The 18,546-nt window shown below is 53.2% G+C and carries 18 protein-coding genes; 5 read left to right on the top strand and 13 right to left on the bottom strand.

Going from position 1 to position 18,546, the window contains the following annotated elements:
- Nucleotides 1–9: 9 nt before the first annotated feature.
- The 4 genes from OGX67_RS02475 to OGX67_RS02460 form a co-directional block, all read right to left on the bottom strand.
- Nucleotides 10–495: a PTS sugar transporter subunit IIB gene (locus tag OGX67_RS02475; protein WP_126317202.1), complete on the bottom strand. Its 486-nt coding sequence runs from the start codon at nt 493–495 to the stop codon at nt 10–12.
- 12 nt (nt 496–507) lie between these two features.
- Nucleotides 508–933, bottom strand: coding sequence for a PTS sugar transporter subunit IIA (locus OGX67_RS02470; protein WP_003023957.1), 426 nt, complete (start codon nt 931–933; stop codon nt 508–510).
- Nucleotides 934–1,053: 120 nt separating this feature from the next.
- On the bottom strand, nt 1,054–3,852 hold the full coding sequence (gene dagR, locus OGX67_RS02465; RefSeq protein WP_257651370.1) for a transcriptional regulator DagR: 2,799 nt from the start codon (nt 3,850–3,852) through the stop codon (nt 1,054–1,056).
- Nucleotides 3,853–3,942: 90 nt separating this feature from the next.
- The gene (locus tag OGX67_RS02460) at nt 3,943–4,359 is read right to left on the bottom strand and encodes a GNAT family N-acetyltransferase (RefSeq protein WP_003023951.1); all 417 of its coding nucleotides are present in this window, start codon (nt 4,357–4,359) and stop codon (nt 3,943–3,945) included.
- A 130-nt stretch (nt 4,360–4,489) separates the two neighbouring features.
- On the opposite strand from OGX67_RS02460, the gene OGX67_RS02455 reads away from it, so the two are divergent.
- Both OGX67_RS02455 and gmuD read left to right on the top strand, forming a co-directional pair.
- Nucleotides 4,490–4,783 (top strand): YicS family protein, encoded by a 294-nt coding sequence (locus tag OGX67_RS02455; RefSeq protein WP_008323809.1) that lies wholly within the window; start codon nt 4,490–4,492, stop codon nt 4,781–4,783.
- A 94-nt stretch (nt 4,784–4,877) separates the two neighbouring features.
- Nucleotides 4,878–6,260 (top strand): 6-phospho-beta-glucosidase GmuD, encoded by a 1,383-nt coding sequence (gmuD, locus tag OGX67_RS02450; RefSeq protein ID WP_257651371.1) that lies wholly within the window; start codon nt 4,878–4,880, stop codon nt 6,258–6,260.
- A 49-nt stretch (nt 6,261–6,309) separates the two neighbouring features.
- Here the strand turns inward: gmuD and nepI are convergent, their stop codons facing one another.
- Nucleotides 6,310–7,503: a purine ribonucleoside efflux pump NepI gene (gene nepI, locus OGX67_RS02445; RefSeq protein ID WP_003840662.1), complete on the bottom strand. Its 1,194-nt coding sequence runs from the start codon at nt 7,501–7,503 to the stop codon at nt 6,310–6,312.
- A gap of 214 nt (nt 7,504–7,717) precedes the next feature.
- Between nepI and OGX67_RS02440 the strand changes: the two genes are divergently transcribed.
- Nucleotides 7,718–8,077, top strand: a complete 360-nt coding sequence (locus OGX67_RS02440; protein ID WP_003023938.1) for a type II toxin-antitoxin system RelE/ParE family toxin — start codon at nt 7,718–7,720, stop codon at nt 8,075–8,077.
- Nucleotides 8,061–8,384, top strand: a complete 324-nt coding sequence (locus OGX67_RS02435; protein ID WP_003023937.1) for a helix-turn-helix domain-containing protein — start codon at nt 8,061–8,063, stop codon at nt 8,382–8,384. Before OGX67_RS02440 ends, OGX67_RS02435 begins: the two co-directional genes overlap by 17 nt.
- A 66-nt stretch (nt 8,385–8,450) precedes the next feature.
- Here OGX67_RS02435 and OGX67_RS02430 read toward each other — a convergent pair whose 3' ends face one another.
- The 8 genes from OGX67_RS02430 to rbsK form a co-directional block, all read right to left on the bottom strand.
- The gene (locus tag OGX67_RS02430) at nt 8,451–8,903 is read right to left on the bottom strand and encodes a DUF1198 family protein (protein ID WP_172741851.1); all 453 of its coding nucleotides are present in this window, start codon (nt 8,901–8,903) and stop codon (nt 8,451–8,453) included.
- A gap of 125 nt (nt 8,904–9,028) precedes the next feature.
- Nucleotides 9,029–10,420: a hexose-6-phosphate:phosphate antiporter UhpT gene (uhpT, locus tag OGX67_RS02425; protein ID WP_003023929.1), complete on the bottom strand. Its 1,392-nt coding sequence runs from the start codon at nt 10,418–10,420 to the stop codon at nt 9,029–9,031.
- A gap of 142 nt (nt 10,421–10,562) precedes the next feature.
- Nucleotides 10,563–11,891, bottom strand: a complete 1,329-nt coding sequence (locus OGX67_RS02420) for an MFS transporter (protein WP_061549943.1) — start codon at nt 11,889–11,891, stop codon at nt 10,563–10,565.
- Between the two features lie 9 nt (nt 11,892–11,900).
- Nucleotides 11,901–13,403, bottom strand: coding sequence for a signal transduction histidine-protein kinase/phosphatase UhpB (uhpB, locus tag OGX67_RS02415; RefSeq protein ID WP_257651373.1), 1,503 nt, complete (start codon nt 13,401–13,403; stop codon nt 11,901–11,903).
- Nucleotides 13,400–13,993 carry a response regulator transcription factor UhpA gene (gene uhpA / locus OGX67_RS02410; protein WP_003023923.1) on the bottom strand — a complete coding sequence of 198 codons (594 nt, stop codon included), beginning with the start codon at nt 13,991–13,993 and terminating at the stop codon, nt 13,400–13,402. Before uhpA ends, uhpB begins: the two co-directional genes overlap by 4 nt.
- A gap of 153 nt (nt 13,994–14,146) precedes the next feature.
- Nucleotides 14,147–15,160, bottom strand: a complete 1,014-nt coding sequence (locus OGX67_RS02405; protein WP_192474432.1) for an aldose 1-epimerase family protein — start codon at nt 15,158–15,160, stop codon at nt 14,147–14,149.
- An 11-nt stretch (nt 15,161–15,171) separates the two neighbouring features.
- Complete coding sequence (fucP, locus tag OGX67_RS02400; protein WP_003023919.1) at nt 15,172–16,488, bottom strand: L-fucose:H+ symporter permease; 1,317 nt, start codon at nt 16,486–16,488, stop codon at nt 15,172–15,174.
- A gap of 27 nt (nt 16,489–16,515) precedes the next feature.
- Nucleotides 16,516–17,436, bottom strand: coding sequence for a ribokinase (gene rbsK / locus OGX67_RS02395; protein WP_003844463.1), 921 nt, complete (start codon nt 17,434–17,436; stop codon nt 16,516–16,518).
- Nucleotides 17,437–17,759: 323 nt separating this feature from the next.
- Between rbsK and OGX67_RS02390 the strand changes: the two genes are divergently transcribed.
- Entirely contained in the window at nt 17,760–18,545 is a 786-nt protein-coding gene (locus tag OGX67_RS02390) for a DeoR family transcriptional regulator (protein ID WP_003023916.1), read from the top strand.
- The last annotated feature ends 1 nt before the right edge of the window (nt 18,546 follow it).

The raw sequence follows: 18,546 nt of genomic DNA, 5'->3' as shown, positions 1-18,546 counted from the left end.
ATCAAAGAATTAGAATTTTTTCAGGATATCGTCCAGCGACTGAGGCTTATCTTCCGGGATAGTCTGGAAGAACACCTGAATCCCACGATTTTTCAGGTCGCTCAGAATGCCGACGTCTTTTTCATCCAGCGTAATGTTCTGGAATACCGCTTTGCGGTTTGGCCCACCGCCCAGCCCACCGACCTGAATGGTAGTGACGTCAAACCCCAACTGAACCGCTTCCTGAATCGCCGCCAGAGAAGGGAACAGCACCAGCACTTTGCCGTCACCAAGCTGGTTTTCTTTCCAGGCTGCCGCAAAACTTTGGTTACCGAAACAATCCACTTTGATGTTTGGCGGCGCGGCCATCAGGTAGATGTTTTTCATAAACGGATCGGCATCCAGCTCATCGCTAACCACCGCAATCCGGTTGGCCTGAGATTGCCCAACCCACTTGGTCACCACTTGTCCATGAATCAGACGGCTATCGATACGACATAAGACGATGTTTGCCATGATGTTTATTCCTTATTGTGATTGTTGTAATTGACGCACGTGGGCGACAACGTCCAGGCAACTGCTACGCCCGGCGTCGACCAGTTCAGCCACGCAGGTGGTCAACTGGCCATGCTCGCGTTTGTCGAGCGCCTCCAACAGCAAAGAGGCGTTGAGCCCGGAAATAACAGCCACCGGGTAATCGGCGCTCAGCCGCGCCGCCACGTTGGAGGTGGTGCCGCCAATAAAATCAGTCAGGATCAGTGAGCCTTCCGGCATGGTTTTCACTACGGCTTCAACGCGCTGATAAAACTCGCCGAGCGTATCAACGGGCATCAGCGCAATTTCCGTCACGCCTTTGATTTCACCCATCACCATGCGCAGGCTGTTGCAAAGCTGTTGCCCCCAGCCGCCATGGGTCAGCAGCAGGATCTGGGGCAAGGATTCAGTGGTAGTCAAAATGGCCTCCTGGCTCGATTACATAGACATAGGTAAACAGAGCAAAGGCTGTGCCAGAATTTGTGTCACGCGGGGAAGAGAGGAGCGCTGGCGAGGCAGAAAGCCGCGCCAGTAAAGGGATTAGCTATACAGCAGTTCGTAGATATAAAAATATTCCGCGTCCGATAAGCGAATGGCATAGGCCTCTTCGATCGGCAGGAAAGCGGATTTAATGACACTAAACGCGCGATTATCCAGATCCGGCTTGTTCTCCAGCGCCATCTGTAACGGTTTGCGGTTAATCACGATACGCTCGACCATACAGCAGCAGTGGATCAGGAAGCGCAGTGTCACCTGACGGCTCGGTTTGAGCGAAAGCGCGGTGGTCAGATGATTCAGCACGCCTTCCATCTCTTTGAGAATACGCTGCGGGTTGAGCACCGAAATATGGTTAATGATGCTCTCCATAGTCAACGCGCTGATAAAGCGCATCGCGCTGCGCTCCATCTCCAGACGGCGTTCGCTGCTGGAGAGATCTGGCGTCAGCAGGCTGAGTACCAGCTCGGGGCCTTGCTCAGAGAACAGCTCCTCGAGCGAGATAAACGGAATATCCGGCAGTCCTGGCTGGAAAGTGCCCACTATTCCCGCCAGGCGTTCACTGGCGTTAATCGCCTGCTGCACGCGCTCCAGGCTGCGAACTTCGTTATAATCGAGGATCACCATCCGCGTATCCTGCGACATTAACTCACCGAAGCTCTCTTCCAGCACCTTTTTGATTTTTTCTGCCGTTCCCATCCCGGTGATGCAGGAGATAACCAGCACTTTACCGCTGTTTTCCTGCTGCGGAGTACACAGCTGACAGGGAATATTTTTGCTCTGCATCAACGCCGCCAGCTGCGGCAAGTCGCTGGTTTCGTAGCTTAAATCCAGCCCAATCTCCAGCAGGCTGGTGAGCGTGATATTGGGCATTAGCAGTACGTCTATCTGGAATAACTTACTGATCGTGCTGCCAAAATGGACCAGCGAGCCAATATCCACCATCAGGATCAATCGGCGATATTGCCGGGTCTGGATCATGTGCGTAAGGGCTTCCAGCGTGTCGTGCACCGACTGCTCGAAAGGCATATCGATAGCGCTGAACACCTCGCGCTCCAGCACGCGATTCACGTACTGCGCCTGACTTGTGGCGGTCGTCGCACCGTGGGCAATCAAAATCACCCCGCAGTCAGGACTGGCGTCAATCCGTTGGCGGTAATGGCGACACTCTTTGAGGAACAGGCACAGCCAGACCACCTCCGTCGCCGGACACTGAATATGCAGCAGTTCATTGATTTTTCGGCATAACAGCGTAGCGTTTTCGTATTCATCTTTGCAGCGATCGAGGATCAGGCTGGAAGAATAAAGTTGCGGAATAAGGCCGCGCTGCACATAGCCAATCAGCGCCAGGAAGTGTTTGCGCAGCGGGTTAACCAGATTTTCCGGCAGCGTAAAACCAAGCACCTGCTCAACACAGCCGATCAACAGCGTGACTCGCTCTTCAATCTGATCGCCATAGCGCGGAGGATGCGCCACGCTGTCGCGGCTGTAGAGACCATATTCAAATATCGAACTGAGCTTGTTTTTGAGGATTGCCAGCGTTTCGGCTGGCGGCACGTTGCTGTTACGCAGGTTGATATATTCACGGGTCAGGAAGCTGTAGAAAAGATCGCTCTCTTCAATTTCGGCTCCGGTGGCCAGCGAATTTTTCAGCGCAGGCAGCGTGCGGGCATCGATGCTCAGGTGTTCTTTGCCTTCGAACAGCGCTCCAACCAACAGACGTTGTTCCGGCGTGGCGTTAAAGGGGATCTCGGTCAGACGTTTATCCAGCTGTAGCGTGTCGCTGTGCTCGGTCATCCCTGAGGCCCAGGCCTGGGCGCAGAGAAACTGAATGTCGCTCTTAAGCTGACCAATGTTGCCTTCCAGCGGCTTGTTCAACAGCCAGAGCAGCAAGGTACGGTCGATGCTTATCGTACGCTCGATTTTGCGGCTCTCACGCTGTAAGAAGCCAACGATCAGTTCAACCTGCTCTTCCACCGAACGCTGGCGGATGCCGGGGAGATCGATACATACCTGAATACGTCGCTGGAAAGTGCGCAGCAACGCCGAACTTACCGGTTCGGTGGTCGCACATATCAGACGAACCGAGATTGACCGCGCCACGGCGCTGGAACCCAGCGGCCGGTATTCGCCTTTGTCGAGAATAGAAAATAGCTTTTCCTGACCTTCATACGGCAGACGATGCACTTCGTCGAGCAGCAGATAGCCGCCGTCGGCTTGCTCGACCAGACCGGGTTTATTTTCATTTGCGCCGGTAAATGCCCCCTGTCGATGACCAAACAGGTGCGAAGAAAGCAACTCCGGGTTATGGGCGTATTCCGCGCAGTTAAAGTAAACCAGCGGCGGCGACGCTCCCACTGCGCGTTCGCAGGCGAAACGATGCATCAGTTCGGCAAAAAAGGTTTTGCCGACGCCGGAGGGACCGGTCAGCAGAACGTGCAGCCCGTGGGGATAAAGCACCGCCGCGCGGCCTTTTTCTACCGCGTCGCGCAGGCTGCGATCGTAACCAATCAGGCCAGAAAAGGGATCGTCTGTCGCCTGGTTTTCCTGAACAGGTAACAGGTCGGCAACGGTTTGCACTTCACGCTCGGACTCATCCAGTTTGCGCCCCAGCAGCGTTTCAATCGTCTGACGATGCAGAAAGAATACCGGGCGTCCGCGGCTTTTAATCGCCAGGCCGTCGTTCCAGAGCTGATTGAGATCTTTACTGACCGAGTTGCGCGCCAGTCCGAGGTTAAAGCCGATAGCTTCTGCTGTGAACGCCGTTTCCTGCGCCAGATGAGCAAGATTCAGTCCTCGCGTCAGCCGTTCCAGCTCCCCCAGTATTATCTCAATCCGTCTCATCTCTTTACCGCTTAAGAAATAAATGATTGTTCAGAACATACACTATTCTGCTGCGCAAGAAAGTGAGGCGGCGTCCAGACCTTTCGGTCATCAAAACGTTTTCGACAAATAATGCCGCGCGGAGCCGGTTTCCGGAAAGTTATCGAGGGTCATTTGCAGCTGATAGCCATTTTTCTGATAAAACGGCAGTGCCTGGAAACTCATGGTATCCACCAGCGCATGCAGGCATCCTCTCTCACGCGCTGTCTGCTCGGCAGCCTGCATCAATTTTGTGCCGTAACCGCCTTTGCGCAGCGAATCATGCATCCACAGGAAATCAATACACAGCCATTCGCCTTTGATTTTGCCAATCAGCCCGCCCAGAATTTCATTGCTTTCATCGCGCCAGTACACCGCCAGGTCGCCAAAATTGGTGGTTCTCAGGAACTGGCGGTTGTAGGCGCGCAATCCGGCAAGCAGGGCATTTTGATCGTCTTCAGTAATGGTATCTGTAATCTGTATTTGCATCCTATCCTCCTGAAAAACTACAACTTCTGGCTGATTATTTGTTTAGAAATTAACACAGGCTGATGAGTGAGGCGCATGCCGTCTACACTTACTCTTGAGATGATGCGCATCGACAACAAGGATTATTATCATGAAACGAGCCGCTTTACCGCTTATTGCCATTCTTTTCACGCTGTCGGGTTTAGCGCAGGCCGATTCGGCTTACGGCTCTCTACAGTCCGTTCATGAAAAAAATACTGTATTGAAGGACTTACGCAAGATTTGTACCCCACAGGGATCACCCTCCGATGACGTGTGGGAAAAAACGATTATGTCTGATACACGTAATCAGCAGCATATCCGCGAGGCTATTCTGGCAATACAAAGAAATAACCAGAACAACTACTGGGAAGCACTTGGCAAAGTTGAATGCCCGGATTTATAAACATCTTGTTGTAAAATGAGTACTGTAACCGGTTTCTGTGTCGCAAAAAAACGTATTGTTGCCAGAACGTATAAATAGCAATGGAGCAATAACAATGCGATACCGTTTTCCAGAAAACTTCTGGTGGGGCAGTGCCTGCTCGGCACTGCAAACCGAAGGGGATAGCCTGAACGGCGGCAAAAGCCAGACCACGTGGGACGTGTGGTTCGACCGCCAGCCAGGTCGTTTCCATCAGGGGGTTGGTCCGGCGGACACCTCAACGTTTTATCAGCACTGGAAACAGGATATCGCACTGCTCAAGCAGCTGAAGCACAACAGCTTCCGTACGTCTCTGAGCTGGTCACGCCTGATCCCGGACGGTACTGGCGAGGTGAATCCTGAGGCCGTCGATTTCTATAACAACGTCATCGACGAGCTGCTGGCGCAAGGCATTACGCCATTTATCACCCTGTTTCACTTCGACATGCCGATGGTGATGCAGGAGAAAGGCGGCTGGGAAAACCGTGAGGTGGTTGAGGCGTTTGGCCGCTACGCGCAGACCTGTTTTAACTTATTCGGTAACCGGGTTAAGCACTGGTTCACCTTTAACGAGCCGATTGTCCCGGTGGAAGGCGGCTATCTGTATGACTTCCATTACCCTAACGTGGTGGATTTCAAACGCGCGGCCACCGTGGCGTATCACACTGTACTGGCGCATTCCACAGCGGTACGGGCGTATCGCGCCGGAAACTACGGCGGTGAGATCGGTGTGATCCTAAATCTGACGCCCTCTTATCCACGCTCTCAGCACCCGGCGGATGTGAAAGCCGCGCACCATGCGGATCTGCTGTTTAACCGCAGCTTCCTTGACCCGGTACTAAAAGGGGAATATCCGGCGGATCTGGTCGAATTGCTGAAAGAGTACGATCAGCTACCAACCTGTCAGCCAGGCGACAATCAGCTCATCGCCGAAGGGAAAATCGACCTGCTCGGTATCAATTATTATCAGCCGCGTCGCGTGAAATGTCGTGATACTGCCGTCAATCCAAATGCGCCGTTTATGCCGGAGTGGCTGTTTGATTATTACGAAATGCCGGGGCGTAAAATGAACCCTTACCGTGGCTGGGAAATTTATGAGCCTGGTATTTACGATATTATTACTAATCTTCGTGATAATTACGGCAACCCGCGCTGCTTTATTTCTGAAAACGGTATGGGTGTGGAAAATGAGCAGCGTTTCGTTGAGCATGATCAGATCAACGACAGCTACCGCATTGAATTTGTTTCTGAGCATCTTAAATGGCTACATAAAGGCATCAGCGAAGGTTGTAATTGTCTTGGCTACCATATGTGGACTTTTATTGATAACTGGTCCTGGCTCAACGGATATAAAAACCGCTACGGTTTTGTCCAGTTAGATTTAGACACGCAAAAACGTACGGTGAAAAAGAGCGGCGAATGGTTTGCCCATACTGCCGGAAACAATGGTTTTAATTAAAAAAAATAACCAGGATGCCGGATAGCGATCCGGCATACCGAGCTTTAGTTTATTGCATACCCTTTATGCGAACTTTTGCTGCCACCAGAAGCGCCGTCAGCAGCATCAGACTGCCGGAAAGCATCAGGGGTGACAGCAGTCCGAGAGTATCGAGCGCATAGCCTCCCACCGCAGCCCCACAGGTATTGGCAAGCTGGATCACGGCGACCTGCACCGATCCGGCTTTTTCTGCCTGATCGGCAAGCGAGCGCGTGATCCACGTCGACCAGCCGACCGGTACCAGCGCAAACAGCAGTCCCCAGATAATCGCAATACCCGCCGCCACCACTTTGTCACTGCCCCACAGAATCAGGACCAGTGCACTGAGCGCCAGCACCAGTGGCGCACCGGCTAAAGCCAGTTTGACCGAACGCTTCAAAATCATCGACGAAAGCGACGTACCAACAAAGCTGGCAATACCGAAGCTCAGCAGCACCAGCGTCAGGCCATCAACGTCAAAGCCCGCCAGATTCATATAGATCGGGCGAATATAGGTAAAGAAGGCGAACTGCCCGGCAAAGGACATGAAGATGGCAATCATCCCGGCCATCACCCCCGGCCGCTGCAACAGGCTGAACATGTTTTGTTTCTGATGCGAAGGCTCGCCAGGCAGCGAAGGCAACGCTCTCACCACCCAAATTGTGCACAGCACGCCCATCACCGCCGCCGCATTAAACACATTACGCCAGCCAATAATGCCGCCTAAAAAGCTCCCCAGCGGCGCGGCAATCACCAGCGCGATGGAGACTGCGCCAAAAATAACCGACAGCGCTTTCGGCACCGTACGAGCTGGAACCAGACGCATGGTCAGCGACGCCGACATAGCCCAGAAGCCACCAAGCGCCAGACCGAGACAGGCGCGGCCAACGAGCAGCAGCGAAAAAGAGTTGGCAAAGGAAACCAGCAGGCAGGAGAGCGTTAGCAGCACCGAAAACAGGATCACCACATAGCGACGATCGGTCGCCTGAATAATTTGCGTCACAAACAGGCTGGCGAACATGGCGACAAATGCCGTCACGGTCACCGATTGCCCCGCCACACCTTCAGAAATCCCCAGATCCTGCGCCATCGGCGTTAACAGGCTAACGGGCAGAAACTCAACGGTTATCAGGCAGGCAACACAGAACGCCACGGCAAATACCGCCGACCAGTTAGGTCGGGAATTTGCCTCAGCGCGGGATTTTTGTTCAACAGCTTCACTCATTTTGTTACCTGCGTGGGGTTATTGTAGAAAAGTTACGCAGTGTAACATTAAATTTGTGACGTATTTAACGTTTCAGCAACTCTACCGTTTTGCATTGTCACTTGCGTAGAGGCTCGCACATTCCGAACGTGGCTGATTTTTCCCCTTTTTACAGCTAACTAAATGCATAGTATATCACCAGGTGCTATATTTATGGTTACAGGATGTCAACCCGATGCGAGTGTTCAAAACCAAATGGTTTACCAGGGAAGCGAAATCTCATGCGATTAATGACAATGAATTATGTAAAGCAATAGCCGCCACTCTTCAGGGAAGAGCAGACAATCTCGGCGGAGGAGTTTATAAAAAGCGGCTTAATCAAAATCGCGATCGCGCCATCATCCTTGCGAAAGGCGGAGAGCATTGGTTTTATACATTCTTGTACGCCAAGCAGAACATAGCAAATATTAACAGTAGCGAGTTAAGCGGCTTTCGTGAACTGGCGAAGCATTATGCAAGCCTCGGTGATATGAAAATAGCAGCACTGATTCAGAGTAAAGAACTGGTAGAGGTCTGTCATGACAGCAAAGAATAAATTCAAAAGCCCTGCCTTTGAAGCCATCCATAGCGCAGCTTCTGGATTATTTAGCGTTGGTGCAATTCCACAGGAAACGATGCGCGATTTTGACAAAGCCAGTCTTAGTCACGTGGAAGATCTTCAACCGACTGAGATTAAAGCATTGCGTGAAAAGCTAAATGTAAGCCAACCCGTTTTTGCCCGTTATCTGAACACCAGCGTATCGACAGTGCAAAAATGGGAGAGCGGAGCTAAACGACCTGGTGGGATGTCATTAAAACTACTCAGCATCGTGCAAAAACATGGCCTGGACGTTCTGATGTAATTAGCCACTGCCAGATAGCGACACGTTTTGTCGACCTGAGAACCGTAACGCCATCAGGCATGACTATCAATGCAACCAATGCACGCCATCTTCGGGCTGGAAAAAGGCGTTATAGCGCATTTGAAACGCATTAAGCTCCTGCATGTCCGGCTCCATTTCGCGCAAAAAACCGAGCGCCAGACGCACCTGCGCGTCGGTAATCGGCACGGCCAGCCGAGCTTTTTGCAGCCAACGGTGCCACTGCAGCAGATTCGGCTCACTGCCGTCGACAATCACGATTTGCCAGATCAACAGCACCTGGGCGGCATTTTGCAGATGTGATTCATCAGGGCGGTGGAGGTACTGTAAAAAAGCCTCACCCTGTACTTTTCCCATCTGATCGATCATCGATTCTACTGGCACGACATCAATGTTCAGTCGCTCGCTCAGACGGCGAATTGCCCGCCGCGACCCGGACGTTAGCACCCGAAATCCCACCACAAAAACAACCACCAGGGTGGCCAACATTATCCAAATCATGCGCACATCCATTACCAGACAGGATGTCCATCATAGCGGCAAATTTATCGCTGTCGATGGATGAACGCCACGGCATAAAAAAGCCCGCCATTAAGGCGGGCAAAAGTTACCAATGCACACTTAACTTAAGCGACTTTCAGTTGTTGAATCTTTTTCTCGCGGCGAATTTTACGTTCTTCAAACACGGCCACGATGGCCATCAGACAGATACAACCGATGGCGGCGGTGTCCAGCGCGGCGAAGGTTCCTGCCCAGCCGGTGAGGCCGAAAATCGGCGTGCCGTCGGCAATCATCCCCAGACCAAGCTTGGCGAAGCTGTCACCAATCAGATAAGCAAAGGTACCTTTAATCCCATCGGCTGCGCCGATCGCTTTTTTCGGTACAAATCCGACTGCCGCAACGCCGATTAACAACTGCGGACCAAATACCAGGAAGCCCAGTGCAAACAGCGAAGCCAGATAAACGTACTGGTTGCTGGCGTGCTGATAAACGCCCAGGGTGGCGATAATCAACGCCAGCGCCACGCAGGCCACCAGCGCACGGCGACCATTCGCCAGGTCAGAGAGCCAACCCCACAGCAGCGTGCCGACCAGCGCGCCCACTTCAAACAGGGTAAAGCCCTGAATCGCCACTTCTTTGGAGAGCTTTAGCTCCTGGAAAGCGTAGACAGTGGACCACTGGTCAATACCGATACGCACCACGTACAGGAAGATGTTCGAGAAACATAACAGCCAGATCACTTTGTTTTTCAGCACGTACTCAACAAAAATCTGCCATTTCGTCATCTCGTTTTCTTCGGTCTCTTTGTCTTCTTCGCTGATCTCCTCACCAAACAACTCTTCAGCTTTACCAAGACCATAAGATTCCGGGGAGTCACTGCCGTAGCGCAGGCCGATAAAACCAACAATCAGCGCGATAATCGACGGGAAGATAAACATCCCGATGACGTGACCGTCGAACAGATAGTTAGCGCCAAACAGCGCCACGCCTGCCGCACCCGCACCGCCGAGGTTGTGGGAGATGTTCCACATACCGAGGTAAGAACCCCGCTTGCGACGCGGCGTCCATTTGGTGATGGTGGAATAGCTACACGAGCCGCCGGTACTCTGGAAGAAACCACTCAGCGCATAGAAGGCGATCATCAGAAACAGGCTGGTTGAACCCGCGCCCATGCTGGCGCTGAAGCCGAGCATACAGATGGCAGAGAGGATCAGCATAAACGGCAGGAACTGCTTGGTGTTTTTGCCGTCCGCGTAGTAGGAAACCAGCGTTTTTCCCACGCCGTAGGTGATGGAGAAGCCCAGGCCAATCATCCCCAATTGCGTCATGCTCAGCCCGTAGGTGGAGATCATGTCGTTCTGCGCGATGTTGAAGTTTTTGCGGATCAGGTACATGGTCAGGTAGCCGATAAAGACCACCAGATAGGACTGCATGAACGGTTTGAACCACATTTTGCGCCGCACATCGAGCGGCAGATCCAGGGTCGGCTTGCGCACCTGGTTGAGAAAGGCCAGCATTTGACACTCCCGAGCTAATTTTTATACCTGCGAATAGCAGGCATTGTAAAAATCAGCCGGGAGACGTGCCTGAGACAGCGTCCAGGTGAAACCGGGAAAATTTCTTAGTTTTGCCCCACTCAGGGCAAAAAGGTGAGGTGCATCACGCTTCGTTGAGATCGCGCGGAGCCTGGGCGTTTAAAAACGGCAGCAGCAGCAGCGCGGAAATCCCCGCCGCAATGGCGATCACCACAAAAAACCCGGTCCAGTGCCAGGCCTCCATCACCTTCGCCAACGGCCAGCCGGAGAGCGATGCCCCCAGATAGGCAAACAGCCCAACAAAACCGGTTGCTGCACCTGCCGCCTCTTTGTGCGAACACTCTGCAGCCGCCATACCGATCAGCATCTGCGGGCCGAAGACGAAGAATCCGGTGGTGAAAAAGCACGCTGCCTGCATCACGTAGCTGGCGAACGGCATCAGCCACAGCGAACCAACGGAGAGCAAAATTCCGGCGGCAAAAATCAGGTTCATTGGACCGCGGTTGCCGTTAAACAGCTTGTCCGAGCCCCACCCCGCCACCAGCGCACCGACAAATCCCCCCAGTTCGAACATGGTCACGGCGGTATTTGCAGTCACCAGATCCACGCCGAGCGTCTCAGACATGTACAGATTGCCCCAGTCGTTGATCGCGGCGCGGACCACGTACACCAGCACATAACACAGTGACAGCAGCCAGATATAAGGATTCAGCAGCACATAGCGGGTGAGGATCTCTTTGCGGCTCAGCCCTGCACCTTCCTGCTGCTGAGCAATTTCTAGCTCATCATGCCGCCAGTCGCCAATCGGCGGCAGACCAATCGCCTGCGGTCTGTCGCGCAGCCGCCAGCAGAGGAAAACCCCCACCACAATCGCCAGCAGCCCAGCGATCATCATCCCGGCGCGCCAGCCGTAGTGCAGCGCTGTCGCCGCCATCACGATAGGGATCAGCGCCCCGCCGACGTTGTGCGCGGTATTCCACAGCGCCCACCAGCCGCCGCGCTCGGTACGCGAATACCACGCGGTCAATAAACGCGCGCAGACCGGCGACCCCCAGCCCTGGAAAAAGGCGTTCAGCGCCCACAGCACCGCAAAGGCCCACAGTGAGGTAGAGAATCCAAACAAAATGTTCACCACGCCGGTGGCGATCAGCCCGATGCCCATAAAATAGCGGGCGTTGGAGCGGTCGCTGACGATACCGGAAACAAACTTCGACAGGCCGTAGGTGATGTAAAACAGCGTCGCCAGTAGCCCAATATCACTGCGGGTCAGCACGCCGCTGGTGAGGATATCCGGTACGGCGGCATTGAAGCTTTTGCGTGTGAAATAGAACAGCGCGTAGCCGAGCCAAATGGTGGTCAGGATATGCCGCCGCCAATAGCGATAGCGGGCATCCACTTCCTGCTTGTCGGTGATGAGCGGCGCATTGGCCGGGGCTTTTAAAAACGCAAACATGGCCGCTCCTTACACATAACGTTGAGGCAGTGATACGCTGACCCGCGTGCCGTGCGTACAAGAAATCGACAGCGATCCTCCGAGGGCGCTAATCCGTTCACGCATCCCGGTGAGGCCAAATCCATGCTGATTCGACCCTGGCGGCAGGCCGCTGCCGTCGTCCTCAATCACCAGCATCAGTCGTTCATCCTGTTGCCAGCCCTGAAGCGTCACCGCGCTGGCGTTAGCGTGCTTGACGATGTTGTTCAGTCCTTCCTGACAGACGCGAAACAGTGTCACCCGCTGGCTTTCGCTGAGTGCAGATTCGTCAATTCGCCAGTCGAGATGGCTGACGATGCCGCGGCTTTCCAGTTCCATTTCGCGCATCAATGAGCGGATGGCCTGTTCCAGCGTGAGATCGTCCAACTGGCGTGGTCGCAGGCGGCCTAACAGGCGACGCACCGAATCGTACACGCCGAGAGAAAGTTGTTCGATGTGTGCTCCGCTACGCTTCACCCCTGCGTTTCCCGGCGCCAGGCGCTGGACAATACCCGCCTGGGTACGAATGGCGGTGATGGTTTGGCCGATATCATCATGCAGTTCGCGCGCCACGTCCCGGCGCACGCTCTCTTCGGTCTCCAGCAGGCGTTCAGCCAGACGATGGTTGCGCGCTAATTCGTTTTGCAGCGACTGGTTAAGCTCACGCAGACGCTGAATGCCCGCGCCGAGCAGCAGCCCGGTCAGGCTTTGCACCAGCAGCGAGAGCAACAGGTCGACGGGATGATCGTGCCAGGTCTGGCTGGCAATCAGCGCGATGGCGTTCATCAGCGTCGCAATCAGCGCCCCCTGCCAGCCGTAGTGCCAGGCCAGCGCAATGATCGGCAACGCGAGGCAAAACGGTGTGAAGCGCGAAAGCTCGGCGGGTAAACCGAGCTGTAGCCACAGGCTGACGCTAAACAGCAGCAGGTACCAGACCAGATGCCGCCCACGCCAGTTTACTGGCTGCGACACCACCGCAGGGCCCAGCGGCAGCCAGGTGGTGCTGGTCAGATAGTGCCAGAACACCAGACAGATCGGCGCCAGCGTTAATCCGCCGGTGAGCGTCAGCAGCAGCGCGTTCCATGCCTCTTCACCCTGCCCAAGCCAGGGCAGCGATTGCAGCAATGCCGCCGCCGTAAGCGCCGCGCCCTGCAACAGCAGCGTACGCCAGTCACGCTGATGGCGGTATCGCGATATCAGCATCACCGGGAGTAACGTGAGGAAGCTGCCGATCATCAAAAGTGGCAAATGGGCCAGCACCACTTCCTGAGCCAACCAGAAAAGAAGCAGCCATTCCGCGCCCAACAACACCGGCCAATAGCAACGTGGACATTGCAGCATCAGCCCCAGACGCAGGCCAAACGGAAACAGCAGTACTGCCAGCTCCGGGCGCTCAACCAGATGCAGGCTGATGCTCCACAGGCAAAACCACGCGGCAGAGAAGATAAAGAAGCAGGCAACAACGGTGATTAACCGGGAACAGAGCGTGTTCATTGCCAGCCGTCAAACATCCGGCGGGCCAGCTCGACGTCGTTGCTGACGCCCAGCTTTTCCATCAGGTTGGCGCGATGCACGTGCACCGTTTTCGGCGACAGGCCCAGTTCAGCAGCAATCTCTTTGACCGCCATACCTTGTGCCAGTTTTTCCGCTACCTGACGTTCGCGTTTGGTGAGCGGATCCTGACGACCAGCCGCCAGTTTGACGGCGATGTCCGGCGTCAGGTAACAGCCGCCGGTCGCAACGGTATGCACCGCTGCGATCAGCTCATCCGGGCTACAGCGTTTAGAAAGGAAACCACGCGCGCCCGCGTTGAGCGCCTGCTCCACCAGCGCCGGGCTGTCGTGGACGGAGAGCATGATAATCGCCATTCCTTTTGGCAACTGGCTTAACAGTTCAAGACCGGAGATATCTGGCATCGAGATATCACAGATACAGACCTGCACGCCGCGCCCCGGTAATCCCGCCAGCGCCTCACTGCCTGAGCCAAACTCAGCCACCACCTGCAAATCAGGTTCCAGCCCCAGCAGTTGGGCAAAGCCGGAGCGGACGATAAGGTGGTCGTCAATAAGGGCAACGGTAATCATGGGTTCATCCTGGCGCTAAGACATGCCTGATGGCGCTGCGCTTATCAGGCCTACGGGCAGGTGCCGTTGTAGGCCGGATAAGGCATTAATACCGCCATCCAGCAAAAGCGCTTACCTTAACGATAAGTGCTTTGGTGTTCAAGCCTTGAGCGATCATGCTATGCCCGTTGTGACGGTAAATGTGCGGGTGTGTTTCGGTTCTATCTGAATCAACGTCCCGTTTCGCTCCGCTGCCAGGAAGCCTTCAGGGCGACAAGTCGCGGGTAGGGCGAAGGCTGCCACCTGCTGATCGCCGTTATAGAGGATCCAACGGGTGACATAATTCAGCTCCGCGCTGGAGAAACGCGTCACGAACGTGGTGCCATCAGGTGCGATCATGCTAAATTCAGGCTTATCTGTGTATCTATCCAGTTGGTCAGCGAAGAAAACGATTTCCGGATCGTAAAAATCGGGTTCATTAAGGCGCATCAGCGAAGCCTCACCCTGAATAATCCGCTGATTAAACGCCAGCCACTGCTCGGTAGGCTTAACATGTGCGGGTACCGATTCACGCAGCGTTATGGCTTCATCCGGGATATTCTGGCTGAAGGTCGCTTCCGGGACGTAGGCATAGTTCATATGGCACATGTACTGCAAAGGCATTGCCACTGAAGCGAGGTTAGTGACCGACATCTGAATATCAAACAGCGCGCTCGCCTTGCGCATGACCACCGCAGGATACGCCTGATAATGATGACCGAACCCCATCACATACTCGTAGCGTCCGCTCACGCGCAAATTCTCGCCTTCCAGCTCCAGCCAGGCCTCATCCATCGCAGCACAGGCCATTTCACCATGCAGCGGGTGAGAATCTTCCGGCGACGGGCAGCCATTAGCCAATAGCCCCGAGTGGAAAGCAAAGCAGCCGTAGGTCGCGACCACTTCTGCAGCCGGTTTTGGCTGACTGAACATGTTGCGCATGGTCAGATCATGCCCGTCAAACTGCGCATCCCAGATCATCTGCCCCATCCAGGGCAGAATAACCAGATGTCCACGACTGTTTTCTATCTTCAGCCCTTCCACACCGCTGGCATAACGAAACGCGGTAACCATGAAATCGCTATTTTTCAGTAAGATTCGCGGATGCTCTGCAAAGAGTTCCCGCCACAGAGTGATACGTGTTGTCATGATCGTTCTCCTCAGGAAACCGTCGCTTCAGCCAGATTGTTGCGTACTTTGCTTTCACGCCAGAAGTAGATACCGACGTACACGAAGCACAGCATGGAGACCAGGAACGAAAGTTGCAGCGAGTGGAACATATCAGCCACATAGCCCTGAATTGCCGGAACTACCGCAGCACCGACAATCGCCATGACAATGACAGCTCCCGCCATTTCAGTATGCTCGTTATCCACAGTATCCAGCGTACCGGCGTAGATTGTCGCCCAGCAGGGTCCAAACAGGACGCTCACCAGCACGGCGACGTACACGGCACTGAAGCTTGGCGCCAGCGCAACATAGACGAGGAACAGCGCGCCAATAATGGAGTATAGGATCAGCACTTTTTCCGGATTGAAGCGCGTCATCAATATGTTGGCGATAAACTTGCCGATAAAGAAGCAGGCAAAGCTATAGACCATGAAGGTTGAGGCGTCACGCTCGTTGATATCACCTAATTCCAGCGCCAGACGGATGGTGAATGACCATACCGCGACCTGCATCCCCACGTACAGGAACTGCGCCACAATTCCACGACGGAAACGGGCATTGCTGGCCAGATAACGCAGCGTGTCCATCGCTGACGGACGCTTATGACTCGCCGTTTGCGCGACTTTGCAGGTCGGGAAGCGGGTCAGCAGGAACAACACCATCACCACAACCAGTACCATGATCATGTACTTGTAAGGCTCAAGGGTATTTTCCAGCATCAACACTTTAAAGTTGTGGATCTGTTCCGCGTTCATCCCAGCCATCTGTTTTTCCAGACTCTCGCCTTCAGAGAAGACCAGATATTTGCCCAGCAGAATACCGGCAGCTGCGCCAATGGGGTAAAAGGTCTGGCTGATGTTCAGGCGTAAAGTGGCATACGCTTTTGGGCCGATCATGGAGCTGTAGGTATTAGCTGCCGTTTCCAGGAAGCTCAGGCCAATCGCAATCGCAAAAATTGCCGCGAGGAACATGGTGTAGGTGGCCATGTGCGATGCCGGGAAAAAGAGCGTACAGCCAACAATATAAAGCGTCAGTCCCATTAAGATGGCGATTTTATAGCTGGTCTTTTTAATCACCAATGATGCTGGAATCGCAATTAAAAAATAACCGCCATAAAAGGCACTCTGCACTAATGCCGAAGCAAAGTTGCTGAGTGAAAATACGCTTTTGAATTGCGTAATCAGAATATCATTTAATGCGGCTGCGCATCCCCATAATGGGAATAAACAGGATAACAAAATAAACTGGAACAGAGGCGTCTTATTCAGATAGCCGTCGGGCATCTGAATGATGTTTTTATCGTTCATAGTGCTACCTTTTACAATGCAGGAGTATTATTCGTTTAAGGTAAGAAACTCATTAAATTGTTCGATGCTTGGATAAGATGATTGAGTGCCTTTCCCGGTAACGCTAAATGCAGCGAAGAGAACGGCTTTTTTCATGGCGGCTTCGACATCACCGCTTTGAACGTAATAATGGGCAAAACAACCGATGAAAGCGTCGCCTGCGCCACTGGTATCGACAGCGTTCACTTTAAACGCCGGAACATGGACTTCCTGGTCACGCGTCATCCACAACGCACCTTTCTCACCCATGGTGACGATAATATTGTTCAGACCTTTATCAACCAGAGAACGTGCCGCTGCGCGAATATGGTCATAAGTATCCACTGGCATACCGGTTAATATTTCCAGCTCGGTTTCGTTCGGCACAAAAAAATCACATTTACAGGCATAAGACATATCTAATTCCCGTAATGCAGGGGCGGGATTTAGTAACACTTCGATACCGTGTTTTTTGCCAAATTCAATCGCGTGATAAACGGTTTCCAGCTGCACTTCCAGTTGCAGGACAATAAGCTGACATTTTTTCAGATCTTCCGCCGCACGATCGATATCTTCCGGGGAGAGAAATTTGTTCGCTCCTTTAATAATCAGAATACTGTTGCTGGAGTTCGCATTAACAAAGATCGGTGCGACACCGCTGCTGGTGCAGGGTACCTTTTCGACATAGGTGGTATTAATCCCCCAGGATTCGAGATTGCGAATAGTGTTATCCGCAAAAATATCATCACCGACTTTTGTCAGCATCAGTACTTTGGAATTGAGCTTAGCAGCCGCAACGGCCTGATTTGCGCCTTTGCCCCCGCAGCCAATTTTGAACGCCGGCGCTTCCAGCGTTTCCCCTTCTTTGGGCATCTGGTTGATGTAGGTGATGAGATCCACCATGTTGGAGCCAATAACCGCGATATCCATTTTACTACCTCTCAGAAACAATCACACTACAATGATATTAAAATAACATTATCATGTTACTTTCGTATCATTTGTGACTAGGATCGCGATTGGAAGATCATTTTATTGTTTATTTATTACGCTAAATGTTGCGCCCCCATCACACTACAAATAATGAAGTTGCTTACAATTGACTGAAAGTTAATGGATATAATCAATAAAACGTGAAAAAACACGCTTTTATTTCCGAATAGTCAGACGTATAGTAATGCGGCAATGCCATGTTCTCAGAAACACAAAAATGTTACTGAAGGAACATGGGAACATGATTCGTGGAGAAGCACATGGAAACTAAGCAAAAAGAACGTATTCGACGTCTGATGGAATTGTTGAAGAAGACCGACCGAATCCATCTGAAAGAGGCGGCACGAATGCTGGAAGTTTCCGTGATGACTATTCGTCGGGATCTCAGTCAGGATGACGAGCCGTTACCGCTTACGCTGCTCGGTGGTTACATTGTGATGGTGAACAAGCCCGCCGCCATCGTTAATGCCCCAGTGCCTGCGCAAAAACAGTATCACCGCGACGATTTACCGGTTGCCATTCTGGCCGCGGGACTGGTAAGTGAAAATGATCTGGTCTTTTTTGATAATGGTGCGGAAATGCCGTTGGTGGTCAGCATGATCCCGGATGATATTTCCTTTACCGGGATTTGCTACTCGCACCGGGTATTCGTGGCGCTAAATGAAAAACCCAACGCCACGGTGATTCTTTGCGGAGGCACCTATCGGGCGAAAAGTGACGCCTTTTACGATACCAGCACCCCCTCTCCGCTGGATGCGCTCAACCCACGAAAAGTATTCATCTCCGCTAGCGGCGTCCATGAGCATTTCGGCGTTAGCTGGTTCAATCCGGACGATCTAGCCACAAAACGCAAAGCGATGGAACGCGGATTACGCAAAATTCTGCTGACGCGCCACGCCCTGTTCGATGAGGTCGCCCCCGCCAGCATTGGTCCACTCTCCACCTTTGACGTACTGATAAGCGACCGTCCGTTACCAGCAGATTACGCAACCCACTGCCGGAACGGCTCTGTCAAAGTGATCACCCCAGATTCAGACGGCGACTAAC

The sequence above is a fragment of the Citrobacter sp. Cf118 genome (genome assembly GCF_030334095.1).
GTDB classification, from domain to species: domain Bacteria; phylum Pseudomonadota; class Gammaproteobacteria; order Enterobacterales; family Enterobacteriaceae; genus Citrobacter; species Citrobacter freundii.
The sequence above is the reverse complement of the archived record's forward strand: the minus strand, read 5'-3'. Positions and strand labels throughout refer to the sequence as shown.

Coding starts and splice junctions, on each gene's coding strand:
- OGX67_RS02475 (WP_126317202.1), bottom strand. CDS start 495: ATGGCAAACATCGTCTTATGTCGTATCGATAGCCGTCTGATTCATGGA.
- dagR (WP_257651370.1), bottom strand. CDS start 3,852: ATGAGACGGATTGAGATAATACTGGGGGAGCTGGAACGGCTGACGCGA.
- OGX67_RS02460 (WP_003023951.1), bottom strand. CDS start 4,359: ATGCAAATACAGATTACAGATACCATTACTGAAGACGATCAAAATGCC.
- OGX67_RS02455 (WP_008323809.1), top strand. CDS start 4,490: ATGAAACGAGCCGCTTTACCGCTTATTGCCATTCTTTTCACGCTGTCG.
- gmuD (WP_257651371.1), top strand. CDS start 4,878: ATGCGATACCGTTTTCCAGAAAACTTCTGGTGGGGCAGTGCCTGCTCG.
- nepI (WP_003840662.1), bottom strand. CDS start 7,503: ATGAGTGAAGCTGTTGAACAAAAATCCCGCGCTGAGGCAAATTCCCGA.
- OGX67_RS02440 (WP_003023938.1), top strand. CDS start 7,718: ATGCGAGTGTTCAAAACCAAATGGTTTACCAGGGAAGCGAAATCTCAT.
- OGX67_RS02435 (WP_003023937.1), top strand. CDS start 8,061: ATGACAGCAAAGAATAAATTCAAAAGCCCTGCCTTTGAAGCCATCCAT.
- OGX67_RS02430 (WP_172741851.1), bottom strand. CDS start 8,903: ATGATTTGGATAATGTTGGCCACCCTGGTGGTTGTTTTTGTGGTGGGA.
- uhpT (WP_003023929.1), bottom strand. CDS start 10,420: ATGCTGGCCTTTCTCAACCAGGTGCGCAAGCCGACCCTGGATCTGCCG.
- OGX67_RS02420 (WP_061549943.1), bottom strand. CDS start 11,891: ATGTTTGCGTTTTTAAAAGCCCCGGCCAATGCGCCGCTCATCACCGAC.
- uhpB (WP_257651373.1), bottom strand. CDS start 13,403: ATGAACACGCTCTGTTCCCGGTTAATCACCGTTGTTGCCTGCTTCTTT.
- uhpA (WP_003023923.1), bottom strand. CDS start 13,993: ATGATTACCGTTGCCCTTATTGACGACCACCTTATCGTCCGCTCCGGC.
- OGX67_RS02405 (WP_192474432.1), bottom strand. CDS start 15,160: ATGACAACACGTATCACTCTGTGGCGGGAACTCTTTGCAGAGCATCCG.
- fucP (WP_003023919.1), bottom strand. CDS start 16,488: ATGAACGATAAAAACATCATTCAGATGCCCGACGGCTATCTGAATAAG.
- rbsK (WP_003844463.1), bottom strand. CDS start 17,436: ATGGATATCGCGGTTATTGGCTCCAACATGGTGGATCTCATCACCTAC.
- OGX67_RS02390 (WP_003023916.1), top strand. CDS start 17,760: ATGGAAACTAAGCAAAAAGAACGTATTCGACGTCTGATGGAATTGTTG.